Consider the following 13,375-nt stretch of genomic DNA (forward strand, 5'->3'; position numbering starts at 1 on the left):
ATTACAAGATCATCTTACAATTATCAAAGTCAAGCGCTCAAAAGCCTTAATTTACTCCTACGCAAACCATAAAAAGTTACAAATCACCCTCCGATTGTGCCAGAGGGCGATTTCAGGAAATGAATGGAGAATAATATCTCTCAATGCTTCACCGCCAGGATAATTCCCGTTGCCCACACTTGTTTGGTAACCGAAAGATCCCGCCGGCTATCGAGGTATTCGATGAGCTTCAATGCTTTCTGATCGTGCCCTTCGGGCCAGTTGGGCTGCGGGAGCATATCGTCGATAATATAGAATGCGCCGGGATTGAGCATGTTCAGCACTTCGTTCAGCAAAAGGTATTTCCCGTGCCAGGTATCGGCGAAAATGTAGTCGTATCGCTCGTCAAGGTGCGCATTCACCCAGTCTTCGCCGTCGGTATGCACGAGTGTAAGGCGCGGGTCGCCGCCGAGGTGGTTTTCGGCGATTTCGAGGAAGCGGTTGTCGTTATCGATCGACACCAGTGTCGAATGCGCGTCCATGCCATCCAATATCCAGGCGGTGGACAAGCCTGTGCCCGTACCAAGTTCGAGAAACTTGCCGCCAGGTTTGGAAGCAGCCAGGGTTTTGAGTAACGAACAAGTGTAAATGTCGGAAGCCATTGTGAAACCAGAGGCTTTGGTGGCCTCGTCAATAGAAAGGTAGGTCGCCGGTAACGGCTGTCGGATGTCCTGATTCATGAGCGGTTTGGTGGTGGATATTGGGATGGCAAGTTACAAACTTTACCGCTTACTAAATTCCATTGGTAATGACGCATTTATACAATAGTAAAGTAGCGCAAACCCCTACTTTTGTCCACAACTTCTGCCATTGCTTTTCTGCATAATCAACTAAAACTCAACCGCAATGAAAAAGCATTTCCTCTCTTTAATTGCATTTGCACTGATCGCAGGCCTGGTCGCCATCGACGCCTGTACCGACCACGGTGAGCCGGTTCCCGAGCCCACTCAGTTCAGCGTTTCTCCCTTTGTCAACGGGTTACGCGCACCTATCGGAATGGTAATCGACGAGCAGGGACGTTTCTGGGTCACCGAGGGCGGCACCGGCAACAACGACGGCGCATTGGTAATGATCACGCCTCAGGGTGTCAAGACCACCGTTGTGGCAGGCTTTCAATCCATTTTTAACCAGGGTAATGTCGAAGGTATCAGCCATTTGTACTATGAAAACGGCACAATATACCTGCTTCACGGCGTCGAGGGCTTTCTCTACATTATCGACGTGTCTGGCTTTACTTCGGGAAATCCGCCTATTGACAAGAACACGATTCCCAAAGAGAATATCAGGGCCTATGTGTCGACCCTCAATCTTACGTTTGACAACAACTCCAATGCATTCAGCCTGACCAAAGGGCCTGATGGACACCTTTACATTGCCGACGCCGGTGCCAACGCAGTGATCAGGCGCGATAAGGACACCCATACGCTCAGCCTGTTCACCACTTTCCCTCCCGTGGCGCCCAACAGGGATCCCGTTCCTACCGGTATCGTATTCGACGGCACTCAATTTGTGCTCAGCAGCCTTACCGGCTTTCCGTTCTCACCCGGCGCAGCTAATGTTTATCAAGTGAATACCAGCGGTGTGATGGTTCCCTACAAATCGGGCTTTACAACGCTTACGCATCTGGTGTTGACCGTTAACAACAAGCCGCTGCTGCTGCATTATGCCGACTTTACGATGCCTCCGGGCGGTCCGGGCAATCCTCCGGGCTTCAAAGCCAATACCGGTTCGGTACTGAACGAAGATGGCGCCGTGCTGTTCAGCGGGCTCGACAGGCCGACGGATATCAAACGCTGGGGCGACCGTACTTTTTACGTCCTTAGCCTTGGCGATGGCACAATCAAGAAACTGGATTACTGATTTACAATACATTTCATAACGAACAGGCAGGCATTCGCTCGAATGGCTGCCTGTTCGTTTTCAAAATAACGGCCGCTCCTTATCTTCGGCCTCCCTTGGATTCACCACCTTTGCAGGTGGATCGTCGGGCATGGTATCGCCCAGCAATTTACCCCAGGGTTTCAGCTCGTCGATGCGATCGAAAATGATTTTCAATACCGCTACGAACGGGATGGACAAAAACATCCCGCTTACCCCCCAGAGCGTGCCGCCAAGAAGCACTACTAAAATGGAAATCAAGGCATTAACCGACACCTTGGAGGATACCACGCGCGGTACAATGATGTTGTTATCCAGAAACTGGATCACCGTGTAAGCGCCGATGATCAGTAACGGTGTGGTATATCCGTCCTTGGTAATGAACGAGATCAGCACCGGCAATGCGATGGCGATAATGCCGCCGATGTAGGGAATCAGGTTCAGGATCGCGCCGATCACGCCCAGCAGCAACGCATACTGCACGCCCAGGATGAGCAGAGCTATGGAGTTCAGCGTTGCTATAATCGTCGTTTCGATCATCAACCCAACAATGTAACTTTGCACTGCGCCCTTGGTTTCCTGCAAAATTTCGGCTACCTGTTCGGAGTTATTCTCATCAAAAACCTCAAATATAAAATTGAGAATCAATGGCTTGTAAAACAACAGGAGAAAAATATAAAGCGGTATGAGTACAAAAAAGCTGATGATTCCAAAGAGCGTATTCACAGTCTTGCCCACGTATGTGCGGCTGTTGTTAATCGCCTCGTCGAGCATACTCATTTGTTTTTCAGTCGAAATACCGAATGTGGATGACAGCCATTGCTGCAAATTCCCGAGCAGCTTGACCGTCTTTTTTTCCAATTGAGGAATCATATCACCAAACTGGACGATCTGCGACGAGAGAAAAAACATAATCCCGCCTACCACAAGAACGGCGATGAAAATGGTGAGTACAATAGCGAAGATCTTATTGAAATTCCATTTCTGAAAACGGTTGTAAACCGGGTTGAGCAACACGGCGATCAGCCCTGCAAACGCAAATGGGACTATAATTTCCTGCAACTGATTGAGGATGTGAAAAAACAGGTAAAGTCCGATCAGTACCATCGGCGCTTTGATATAAAAGGGATAGCCATCCCGCACCGAAAGCCAATCGGGCAGTTCGGGAACAGGGGCATGTTTACGGCTTTTAAAAAATAATCCCATAGATACGGTTTAAGGATGATCTGCGTGAACTGCGGTCCGGCAATCTCCTACCTATCAATAAGCGTGCCGGAGAGCGGGACTCCGCCCTTCCCATCCCATAACCATCTCATTGACATATTTCAACCATAGGCGCTTTCCGTTCGCGTTCCAGTGGCCATCGCTTTTATGGTACCATTCGGGATGATGACGGAGTTGTGTACTTAGTCGTAACAGCGGGGTTTTCAGATGTGGATTTTGTTCCACCCGGGGGATCTGGCGGTTGTGCGGGTGGCGGCCGGGCTCACATACGGTTACTTTATTGGGAATGAGGCAAAAGTACACTTCTGCAAAACCGGCACGCAGGTAATGCGCACGAATGCGGTTCATGTTGACGACAACACTGTCGATGTCGGCATCGGTCAGCGGTGTGAATGGAGATAGCATGCTTTGCGGATCGGCTTCGATCTCATAGAACAAATGCCGCCTGTCCCGCGAAATGAGCGAACCGGGATGCGTGCGACCGAACCAGGAAAGCATCAGCCCGGCTTTCATTTCCTTACATCTCAATGCGACATTGGAATTGAACAGCAGGAATTCCAATCGCTCATTGATCTGATGGTTTAATGTATTTTTCCAAAAGGCGCTGCCGGTTTCAGGAGCTGCGTCGGCTACCGGCCGACTTTTGCCCCGGATTTGAAACCCACGATGAATATAAAGTTCGGCATAATGCTCGCGCAAGCGCTCCTGGATCGTTCTTTCGATCACCTCGATCACCAGAATGGAATGCACACCCGGATCAAGGGCCACAGTATCGACCCCGGTACCGAGCCAGATGTGGCGATTGCGGCGGCCGGCATAAAAACTGGTGTCCATGGTGGTGAAACTATCGCCGATCGTATACAGATCCACGTTCTTTGAACGAATCCGCGGCTTGTCGCTTTCATCGAGGCCGTCGGTTTCCGCCCAATGCGTTTCCTTGAATTGCTCCAGGTTGGAAATGTTATAGAGATCGCCGAAGCGGTACTGGTCGGGGATGAAGCCGCGGGAGTATAATTTACGTTGCAACCGGTCTGACAGTCCCGTCCAAAGTATGACGCCCGATACCAGCATAATACCTATGCGTAAACAGGGAAAAAGGGTTTTCATACCTCAAAACTGAAAGTAGATGAATTGGTTGCTCCCGAACACACCCCACAGATAACACAGCAATGTGGCTACGCCCAGCGACGGCCAGAAAGACCACCGTGCAGGTACATAATCGGGAAGCAAATGTTCTTTCAAAAACAGAAGCACAATCAGTAGCAAGCAGAATTCCGTTTCACCGCCGCTGATGGGCAGGTCGGGCAAGTTCCATAATGAAGGCGTCGCGAGCCTGTTCAGGATCACGAGCGCGTCGCCCACATTGTGCGCACGGAAGAAAATCCAGGCAAGTGTGACCACCAGGAATGTAAAAACCGTTCGTAACCATGAGGCCTGCAAAGAATAATCCGCATCGGAATTGGCTATTCGCGAGAAAATGAGCAGGCAACCGTGGATCGCACCCCAGATCACGAATTTCCAGTCGGCACCATGCCAGAGCCCACTCAGTAGGAAGACGACCAGCAAATTCAGATATGTTCGAAAGCGCCCGTGGCGGTTTCCACCCATTGGGATATAGACATAATCTCGAAACCAGGTCGACAGGGAGATGTGCCATCGCTGCCAGAACTCCGCTACTGACCGGGCCAAATACGGTGAACGAAAATTGACCATTAACCTGAATCCCATGGTTTTGGCGGCCCCCAGCGCAATATCTGAGTACCCCGAAAAATCGCAATAGATCTGTATACTGTAAAACGCGGCGGCAATAGCCAGGCTGCCGGCATTCTGTGTTTGGGGATTGGCGAATATCGGGTCGGTGACCAATGCGAGCCTATCGGCGATGACTACCTTTTTGAACATTCCCCACGCCATCCACCACAACCCGGTCCGGAGGTTGTCCCAATCGAAATCCATTTGCTGCCTGAACTGCCACAACACATTTTGCGGGCGCTCGATCGGGCCGGCCACCAACTGCGGATAAAACAGCACATATAATGCATAAATCCCGAAGTGACGCTCGGCGCGCTGGTTGCCGCGATACACCTCGATCGTATAGCTCATCGACTGAAATGTATGAAAGGATAAACCGATAGGCAGCGCCATACCGGGGTACAGCCCGGCCATGGTGTCAGCTGCGTAGTCGATGCCCGCAATGGACATCAAGGCGGAAATATTGGTGTTCAGAAAATCAAAGTATTTGAAAAAACAGAGGAACCCGACATTGAACAGGATACTCACAGCAAGCATAGCCCTGCGGAGATTCCCCGACAGCCTTTCTATGCCCATCCCGGCCAGGTAGTCAAAAACGATGATTACTCCCAGCAGCAAGAGGTAGGCCGGAATAAATGAGGCGTAAAAATAGGCGCTGGCCGTTAGGAGTGAAAACCAACGCCAGCGCCCGGGCAATGTGTAATAGGTAGTAGTAACGAATAAAAAGAAAACAATAAAATGAAGAGAATTGAAAAGCATGTGTATAGAGCCCTGAATAATTAACCTGGGCTAAAACAAAGCATGATCAGGGCTCTTCAAAGAAAAAAGATTGCAAAGGGGTTGGGAGAATTATCGAAAGGAAAACGAGGAAGGGCGGCCCGCGTAGGGAGAAAGAGTAATTGCTTTTTTTGCACCTAAAATAAGCTGATCTGCACCCCGCCCCCACTGTGCCCTTGCAACGGAATCGTATCGATCACTTCATACTGCCTGCGCTTCTCATTATACTTCCGGATCGCAAACGAATCACAAAGAAAGCCGGCCTCATACTCCGTAAAGATCGAGTAAGCCAATGCAATCCACTCGCGCGTGAGCCTACGCCCGATAGACATGTGCGGGTTCTTCGACTCATCGGCCCATTTTTGCATGTACTGCTTTTTAAACTTCTTATCAAAAGCCTTCATAATCGCCTGGGTGCGCTCGCGGATGGCGTTGGACGATTCCTCGGTGGGCTTGATGTAGAATGCAGAGAAATTGGCCCGGTCGAAATCGGCGAAACCGGAGAAATTGAGTTGGAAAGGCGTTAAAGGCGTAACTAACCTTGTGTACTCTGCCAGGATCAAGGGGTAATCTGCCTCGGCAGCATCGAAACCATCAAGGGAAATGTGGCCGTCGGCGTTAGCGCTGCCGTAGCTTTTGCCGATGGCATTGCGGTAGTCTAATTTGAAACCGCGGACGTCCTCAGCGATGGGCGACGGGGGCATGATAGCGAGGGAATATGAGCAAATGCGCGACGCGATTAGCCGTGCATCTGGTGAAGAAGCTGCGTCAATCACCTTTCTTTCCTTTTTGAAGTGATACAATATCAATAATATCCTGCGGTCTATTATTAATCCAGATATCCAAATCGCCCGTAAACCGTGGTCTCCCATGAAAAGCCATCGCATAGCCGCCCACAACGAGATACTCGACGGAATGTTTATTCAGTATCTTTATAAAATCTTCAAAATCAGGCGCTAGCTGCATTACTTCATATTTCGTTGACTAAACACTGTCTTATCCATGCGCTGAGACGGCTTCAACATTTGATTGACCAAAAAGGTAACGGCCGCGATCCGCTCCTGCGGTGTTTTACTTAACCAGTAATCCAAATCATCTTTGGCCTGATCGACCGCTTTCATGTCGACCTGCCGCTTTACCATAGCGATTTTTCGGGCCATAACTTCTTTTTGTTTGGACAAATATATCGCTTTCACCTCAAATGGGTTGGTATTAATATTCTCTTGCTCTCAGAATTTATCTCTCCGCGCCGCTTAACCTTTCGTCTCGACGCCACCACCTCATTATAACCTTTTGGACATCTCCCTGTGGTGTAATCATGCGGTATTCAGCGTTTCGTTCTGTATGGTACGCAACCCTGACCTGATACATAATTTGTATAACGGGTTCGAGGACACCGGCATTGACCACCACATCGAATTGATCCGCAAAACAGGGCTGATAATACCTCGAAACAGGTTTTGAAAGTTCGTTGACGCTTCCCGAATCCTGATTGTTGCCCCAACAGAGGTCCTGGAATCGGCCATTCGCTCATTAGGGGTTCGGACGCTGGCGCCGAGGGCGCCAACTACGGCAGCGACCTGGTGGAATACGTGAACAACTTCGACGCTTCGATCCGCTCCTACCCCGCTCGGGCTGGCTGTGAGCGCCGTGAATGGGCAGCGGTTTTACACGAACCGGACGTGGCCTAATGCGGTAGTTTTAAAAATTTCCAATGCGAAGTTTAAGGCTCCCGAGGAGAAGAAGACTTCGAAATCAGGGATTGACGGGGCGCAATAGTTTCTTACGCTGCTAATGCATTTGAATGGAGGCTGCTTAGGTGGTCTCCATTTATTGTTTGAAGTAATAGGGAACGTGAGTGATTACGAATGTGCAGAAAGGCTGCATTAATTATCCATTGGTCCTACGCTGCCTTTCGTTCTTCGAGCTTTTGGAAGAAAAAAACCAGCTCGCGGAATGTGCAGAACAGGTCGCTTGCTCTTGGGTTGTGGCCTAGCTCGCCTTGCGAGATCATGAAGCCGGTATAAATCGTCCAGAGGTCTTCGACCCATTCTGCGGGGGCATTCATGGTTAGAAGGTCATTCACGTGCTCGGCATAAGCGAGCGTGGTCGAATCCGGGGATTCGGGAATTAATTTTGTTTCCATAATACACGTATTTATTGGGATGAAATGTAAAAATGCCCTGTCTTAGGTGTCCCGCGCTCGCGTAAGCGCCTTGGGGCTTTCACCTGATCCACACCATAACAGGGCAATGCTTCTGAGATTTTTCATTTTACACGTATTTGTTGGGAGCGGGAATATTCGGAAGTTTTGTTGAATAAAGCAAATTTGGGGTGAAACCTGTATTTCTTGTGGTTTTAGTTATTTAAACCACATAAACTAGTTCGTAATTTGCGACGTTGGTTGGTTAAGTCCGCAGTACAGTGTTTGAGTTACTTCACCTTAGGTTGAAGATACCCTATCTAATGTGATAGGTGGTACTTATATCATTCGGGTTCCACGTTGGAGCGCCCATTATGAAATAAAGTGAAACGGTTATCATGGTGCTCAGGTTGATCTGGGTGTTCATATGTGTAACAAAGTTCATGTTCCAAAAGACGTGCCCTTCATGGGCGTTATGACACGAACTGGCTGCATTCAGATCATGAATAAAGGATAGCGTCGCTTTTAACCAACCAACACTTTTATTCTAATAAATGAATTATGAAAGATTGGCTACGCCTAAGACCCTATATTCATATTTCACCGAGACTGGGTTGTAAATCAAAAAAGAGAACCAAACACTATGTTGCAACCTATGTCAATGACAGTGAAAATCTTGCAACTCACCGCTTCTCTCCATTACTTCACTATAAAATAGTTGATCACCGTTATAAGCGTGATGACTCTAAAAAGCTAGAAAGCGGTAAAATTGGAAGGACTTATAAAGTCAAAATTAGGCCTATTTATTACGCAAACCATTTGGATGCACAGATTTTCGCCTTTTACGCGGACAAAATAAATAAACGGTTGCAAGAAATTTATGAATCGGACATAAATCTCAGCAACTCAGTGATCGGCTATCGTGCAATTCAGTCCAACGCTCGTCGCAATAAATGCACAATCGATTTCGCGAGAGAGGTTTTCGAGTTTATTTCGAATCACAAGGAACATCATATCTCTGTGGTGTGTCTTGATATAGCGAGTTTCTTTGATAATCTTAATCATTCTGTCCTAAAATCAGCTTGGGGTCGGTTGTTCGAACAGGTTCTACTTTCGAAAGAAGATTACCAGGTTTTTAAAGCGATTACTAGGCCATATTACATAGATTTAGAAGAACTCATCCCGTTATTACCTGATTTTGATAAGCGAAGCTTGAATTTAGTCAACAAGTCAAAAAGGGCGTCTCTATTTGACTCTTTCCAACAATTTAGATCAATAGTATACTCGAACAAATTACTACGAAAATATGGTGGATCAAACAATGGCGAGAAAGGTATTCCTCAGGGAACTCCAATAAGCGCAGTCTTATCCAATTTATATTTTCTGCAATCGGACATCGAAATCCTTAAAATTACCTCTCCCTTGGAAGGTCTATATCGTCGCTATTCTGACGATATTTTACTCATTTGTCCAACAGATCAAGTTGAGAACGTTATAAAAACAGTCAAAGATATTATTGAAAGGCAGTTAAGCTTAAAAATACAGGATAACAAGACTATCATAGCTAGTCTTACCCGTAGTTCACCGACCGACAGTTGGACTATAAACGCTACAAATTCGAAGGGGCAAACCGTAGGACAATCCGTTGGCTATCTTGGTTTTGAGTTTGATGGCAATCGCATTAGAATTAGAAATAGCAGTATCTCGAAATATTATCGGGGTCTCAAACGAGCGATTCGTCGCAGAGCATTCTATGCAAAAGTGCAGCTAGAAAAGAATAAGCTTTCAAACGTCAAAAAGGATGACTGGATATTTAGGGCAGGAATATTTAGAAAAAAGACTCATTTAGGTGCTAAGAGAAAGAAAATTGATGGAAGAGTATTTTGGGGAAATTACATATCGTACGTAAAAAATGCTGGTCACGTGATGGGAGAGACCCATATAAAATCCATTAATAGGCAGGTACGAAATCACTGGAAAATAGTAGCAAATGAGATTGAAAGGCATGAAAAACGATACGGATTGCCAAAAGCTCCGAAGTCGAAAAACAGCTAGTGGATTTGTGAAGTATCGTACTTAAGTTAGTGGATGGTCAAAGCAGGTGACTGTTTTCAACGTATGTATTTGTACCATTGGGCTGTCTTACTTGTACAAATTTGAATATATTTGAACTATGAAACTATTCGAACAATACGCCAAACTACGGCAGAAAACCTATGTTACCTCGCTGATCACCAAATCAGTAGTAGGCAGCATGGCGTTGGAAAACCAACAGGTTCCAGAGGCGCAGGTCAATGCGATCGTGACCGCGCTCTTGCAGGAAGCGGAATTGCGAAGGCGTCCATTCGAATAGTAATCCATGTTTATAGCTTCAATTAACAATTTAGTACCGCTTCCACAACTTTCTCTAAAACTTCACGATACCGATTTGGCACCCCACCCCTACCCGATCCCAACAACGTCCTGGGATGCTTAGTCTGAAAAGTAAGCCTCGGCAAAGACCCGTCGCCCGTGGAAAGCTGATACAAATACCCGTCAGGTAGTATAGTTTCCCGCATTGGATTGAACACTGCATTAATGCGCCCGTCATATTTCGAGCCGGTAAGGAACACGACGATATCGGGCTTTAAAATGGCGATCTCGCTTTTCAGCAATTCGAATCCTTCCTTGTTTCGCTCTTGCAAATCATATGAAGGCGTTGTGCTGTTGCAGTCAAACTTGGAAATGTTTGTCCAAAGGAAACCGTTTGTATTACGGGTCACTAAGGGGTTATCGCAATTGCAATTATAGAATACAGATCGGTTGAAATTCCAGAATGGGCTCCGCAAATAGCGTAAAGGCTTGCCATCACGGTAGTCGGCAGACTTGCCGAGGTTGAACTGCCGGTAGGTTGTCATCAACTCTTCCACCGTCGGCTTCAAATTCATCTGCCCCCAGCTATGCGTCTCCTGGCCAACGAAAAGAATCTTTCGGGCCATCGTCACGTATTCGTCATACACATGCATGAGCAGGGGCGCGGAAACATTGTCTTCCCATTCCCGGGCATAAATGGATTGCGTGTAAGTCTGATAACATTGCGCGAGCTGCGCATTGAGGAATTCGGCTGTCATGATTAAAGGAGGTTACGACGCTAATTAGAAATAATTCGGACGGAAGTAAAACCGTTGAATAAGTTTCGACTCGGACGAGGTCAGCCGTTTTGATAGAGTATATGATAGAGTAAATAAAGGTGCAAATGAGCGAACATACGAGAGTGCAACTAATGGAGCAAATGAGGAGTAACCGCAAAAGCCAGTATATTGGCTTCCATAACTTTGAAGCCTGGATAAAATGACCACCGAAATCACCAACAACTATCCCGCCTAGAAGCCCAACACAACATTCAAATCCTCTACGTCGTCGAGAGCGGGAGCCGGGCTTGGGGGTTTGCTTCGGCGAATAGCGATTGGGATGTGCGGTATATGTATGTGCACCGGCCGGAGTGGTATTTGCAAATCGACGATAAGAAGATGTACTGCGGCCCATCCTCGCATGCGACTGGATACGCACAACGGACACGATGGCACCGACCGAGTTTGCCAAACTACTCGACAGCCAGGTAAAAGACACTGCCGTGCGGCGCGAAATCGACGCCCTGCTCGTCCGCAAATCCGGCGGCGAAGAGCTCAGCGAGGAGCCGCGTATCCCGTTGCTGCACGATTTCCTGACCGAAAGACTCGCGTCTTACAAAGAATATGTAAAACAATTGCCAAGGATGATAATGCCCGACACCAATGCATTGAACGCACTTTTCAGGGGCACCCTGGCGGAGGTTTGGAATGCAAATGTAACCGTTTGATCATCGGTCGACCGTTCGGACATTCTTCTACTACATTTGCTTGCCTTTGCGATCAAATTACCTTCTATTGCAGCATACTTGACGAGCTAATAATTCTACCAGTCAGGACTCAACACTTCTTCTGAGACGTCAACCTCTAAAACAGGTGGTGCCGATCTGCTTTTGCAGCGGCCAGGCGTTACCGCACGCGGATCTCTGAACCTGTTTCAGCCCATTTGTTCGCATGTTTCATTTTAAACAAAACAAGCTATGAAGAAGATGTTATTCTTGCTCGCTCTTATCGGATGCAATCAGCCTGGCAATGGCTGGCCTGATCCCGTTCCAGGCAAACCATTTGAGGTCGCAACGGCCGAAGATTCGGCCAGAACGAATAGCCCTTTTATGCGTATTCACCCGATGGGACAGCACCCGGAAATGATCCATGACATCATCGAGCGGCAGCCGAAACTCAAGATAGAGGAATGGCTGTCTACCCCGACCCAGCTGGCCGATTTGGGGCGCATCCTGAAACCGGGGCAAGAGATGGAAATGGTCGCATTCGGAGGAGGGCTGACGGCCGGTGTAATGAATGGCGGAATTACCCGGGAAAGTCAGCAGACCAATTACACCAACTTGCTGGCCCATCAAATGGGTATCAAGAATTTCGAGATGCCGCTTTTTGACAAGGAAAATTATAATGGCACTGGCTATTACGTATATCGTAATACGGAAAGCGGGTATCCGCAATGGGACCGGGTGGTGAACAATACCATTTCGGCTTTGCCGGGAGATCCGCCGACCATGCCGGAATATCTCGGGAAGATTTCTAATTACGCAATGCCTGATGGGAGAGCAGAATGGCTGATACATGCCGACGCATGTGAGAACTGCGAATTGAATAAGACCATGATCCCATGGTTCAAAAGGTACCTACCCAGATATCCATCCCAGGCATTTCAGAAAATCAGGGAAGATGTGCCTTACAATTTTGTCATTCTAGATGAGTTTTTCGATCGTTGGATGACTGGAATTAGATTGACAGGGCAAATAGGGATGTATGATATAGCTTTTAATGGCTCCATTCAACTTTCGGGAAAAATCACCGACTATGCCCTCAACGGCGTATTAAACAAAGGTCAAAAAGGCGTGATATTTACAGTTCCCCGCTACCAGGATCTACCTTACATGAACTGGTATTCGAGCCAGGAGCTGGCAAACAGAGGATGGGGTATTTATATTAGTTTTAATCGCAATGGCAATGCAGATCAGCTTTTGGATGTCTCACGACCCAGCTCCATAATCCCGTCCGCCAAATTGCATCACCTTTTCGAAAATTTCAGTCGTGGCGGGGAATTTCGGGTCAATTTCCAAGATGTAGAAGTGATAGACGAAGGGGAAACTTTCAGTTCCGATCCCCGCCCATACAACGGCAAAATTAGGGAATACGCGGCGGAAAAAGACCTCGCCGTGGTAGATCTCTTCGACCTCTACCAGCGCATTCACCAGGGAGGATACAGAACAGATGACGGTATTGAAGTGGATGGAACCGCTTACGGTAACTTTTTTTCGTCGGACGGCATCTATCCGACGCCGTTCGGACAGGCTATTATTACCAATGAGGTTATCAAGGCGATTAACAAGCATTATGGTGCTAAGATTCCATTGATAGATATTGCCGAATTCGTCAGAAAGACAGAATTTGAAAAATAACATTCATCAACCAACATAGAAATGAAAACACTTTT

Annotated in this window: 14 protein-coding genes; 6 read left to right on the plus strand and 8 right to left on the minus strand. The window is 47.5% G+C overall.

Annotation, left to right across the window (positions count from 1 at the left end):
* Nucleotides 1-140 precede the first annotated feature (140 nt).
* Entirely contained in the window at nt 141-719 is a 579-nt protein-coding gene (locus AC2YIT_RS14245; RefSeq protein ID WP_487279596.1) for an O-methyltransferase, read from the minus strand.
* Nucleotides 720-885: 166 nt separating this feature from the next.
* On the opposite strand from AC2YIT_RS14245, the gene AC2YIT_RS14250 reads away from it, so the two are divergent.
* Nucleotides 886-1,899 carry a ScyD/ScyE family protein gene (locus AC2YIT_RS14250; RefSeq protein WP_430845727.1) on the plus strand — a complete coding sequence of 338 codons (1,014 nt, stop codon included), beginning with the start codon at nt 886-888 and terminating at the stop codon, nt 1,897-1,899.
* A 60-nt stretch (nt 1,900-1,959) separates the two neighbouring features.
* On the opposite strand, the gene AC2YIT_RS14255 is transcribed toward AC2YIT_RS14250, so the two are convergent.
* The 6 genes from AC2YIT_RS14255 to AC2YIT_RS14280 form a co-directional block, all read right to left on the minus strand.
* Complete coding sequence (locus tag AC2YIT_RS14255; protein WP_487279597.1) at nt 1,960-3,123, minus strand: AI-2E family transporter; 1,164 nt, start codon at nt 3,121-3,123, stop codon at nt 1,960-1,962.
* Nucleotides 3,124-3,177: 54 nt separating this feature from the next.
* The gene (locus AC2YIT_RS14260) at nt 3,178-4,248 is read right to left on the minus strand and encodes a hypothetical protein (protein WP_487279598.1); all 1,071 of its coding nucleotides are present in this window, start codon (nt 4,246-4,248) and stop codon (nt 3,178-3,180) included.
* A gap of 3 nt (nt 4,249-4,251) precedes the next feature.
* Nucleotides 4,252-5,652, minus strand: a complete 1,401-nt coding sequence (locus AC2YIT_RS14265; protein ID WP_487279599.1) for an MBOAT family O-acyltransferase — start codon at nt 5,650-5,652, stop codon at nt 4,252-4,254.
* A 155-nt stretch (nt 5,653-5,807) separates the two neighbouring features.
* Entirely contained in the window at nt 5,808-6,374 is a 567-nt protein-coding gene (locus tag AC2YIT_RS14270; protein WP_487279600.1) for a 2'-5' RNA ligase family protein, read from the minus strand.
* A gap of 261 nt (nt 6,375-6,635) precedes the next feature.
* Nucleotides 6,636-6,830 carry a hypothetical protein gene (locus AC2YIT_RS14275; protein ID WP_487279601.1) on the minus strand — a complete coding sequence of 65 codons (195 nt, stop codon included), beginning with the start codon at nt 6,828-6,830 and terminating at the stop codon, nt 6,636-6,638.
* Between the two features lie 743 nt (nt 6,831-7,573).
* Nucleotides 7,574-7,816, minus strand: coding sequence for a hypothetical protein (locus AC2YIT_RS14280; protein WP_487279602.1), 243 nt, complete (start codon nt 7,814-7,816; stop codon nt 7,574-7,576).
* A gap of 558 nt (nt 7,817-8,374) precedes the next feature.
* On the opposite strand from AC2YIT_RS14280, the gene AC2YIT_RS14285 reads away from it, so the two are divergent.
* On the plus strand, nt 8,375-9,868 hold the full coding sequence (locus tag AC2YIT_RS14285) for a reverse transcriptase domain-containing protein (protein WP_487279603.1): 1,494 nt from the start codon (nt 8,375-8,377) through the stop codon (nt 9,866-9,868).
* 118 nt (nt 9,869-9,986) lie between these two features.
* On the plus strand, nt 9,987-10,166 hold the full coding sequence (locus AC2YIT_RS14290; RefSeq protein ID WP_487279604.1) for a hypothetical protein: 180 nt from the start codon (nt 9,987-9,989) through the stop codon (nt 10,164-10,166).
* Between the two features lie 22 nt (nt 10,167-10,188).
* On the opposite strand, the gene AC2YIT_RS14295 is transcribed toward AC2YIT_RS14290, so the two are convergent.
* A complete protein-coding gene (locus AC2YIT_RS14295; RefSeq protein ID WP_487279605.1) occupies nt 10,189-10,923 on the minus strand; it encodes a hypothetical protein in 735 nt (244 codons plus the stop codon).
* A gap of 276 nt (nt 10,924-11,199) precedes the next feature.
* Here AC2YIT_RS14295 and AC2YIT_RS14300 point away from each other — a divergent pair, with 276 nt between their 5' ends.
* The 3 genes from AC2YIT_RS14300 to AC2YIT_RS14310 all read left to right on the plus strand — a co-directional run bounded on the left by AC2YIT_RS14300 (nt 11,200) and on the right by AC2YIT_RS14310 (nt 13,340).
* Nucleotides 11,200-11,415: a DNA polymerase beta superfamily protein gene (locus AC2YIT_RS14300; RefSeq protein ID WP_487279818.1), complete on the plus strand. Its 216-nt coding sequence runs from the start codon at nt 11,200-11,202 to the stop codon at nt 11,413-11,415.
* Complete coding sequence (locus AC2YIT_RS14305) at nt 11,373-11,651, plus strand: DNA polymerase beta superfamily protein (protein WP_487279606.1); 279 nt, start codon at nt 11,373-11,375, stop codon at nt 11,649-11,651. The genes AC2YIT_RS14300 and AC2YIT_RS14305 overlap by 43 nt, the downstream gene beginning before the upstream one ends.
* Before the next feature lie 249 nt (nt 11,652-11,900).
* Nucleotides 11,901-13,340: a hypothetical protein gene (locus AC2YIT_RS14310; RefSeq protein ID WP_487279607.1), complete on the plus strand. Its 1,440-nt coding sequence runs from the start codon at nt 11,901-11,903 to the stop codon at nt 13,338-13,340.
* Nucleotides 13,341-13,375: the final 35 nt, after the last annotated feature.

Source organism: Dyadobacter sp. SRI_021 (assembly GCF_057586235.1).